At 44.7% G+C, this 629-nt stretch carries 1 protein-coding gene; it reads right to left on the bottom strand.

The window, feature by feature from the left end:
• Positions 1 to 94: 94 nt before the first annotated feature.
• A partial coding sequence (locus A3729_RS08705) for an inositol monophosphatase family protein (protein WP_068633668.1) occupies positions 95 to 629 on the bottom strand: 535 nt, incomplete at its 5' end.

Raw genomic sequence — 629 nt, 5'->3', positions numbered from 1 at the left:
ACCTTAAAGTCAGGTAGTCAAATACTAGCCATAAAAAAGGGAGCAGAAGCTCCCTTTTTTATGGCTAGTATTTAGCGCTCTCAAACGCGCTACCTTAGAGGCGTGTTTGAAAAGTATTAAAGCGCTGGACCAATGCTTTAAAGAGCTTTGGATTGGCAACGATGATTTTGTCTTCTTTATCGCTAAATACACCGCCGTTTAGTGTACCTGTCAGTGCGCCAGACTCCTGGCATAGCAGCAGAGCTGCTTCAAGCTCTTTAGCGTTTACCTTGGTTAGTATTGCTGCATCAATTTGGCCAGCGGCAACCATGGCGACATCAAGAGCATCGCAATTGCTAACCTGCATTTGACCGACATTGCTTCCCACTTCACTAATAAAGTCAGCAATGACGTGAGATTCGGCAGGTGAGTCGAATTGATTTATGGTATTGATTGCAACCGTCGCTTCAGCTAGCGATTTAGGAGAGGTACAACGAATTCTTCTGCCATTAAGTGCTGCTCCGCTTCCACGGCTTGCTGTGTATTCATCACCATTTGTCGGGTTAACAAGTAAGGCGTTTTGAGATTTTCCTGAAGACTTATGAACAAGTGAAAAAGCCGTTGCTGGGATTTTTCGTAGCAGGTTGTAG

It is taken from the genome of Oleiphilus sp. HI0043, from assembly GCF_001634935.1.
The sequence above is the reverse complement of the archived record's forward strand: the minus strand, read 5'-3'. Positions and strand labels throughout refer to the sequence as shown.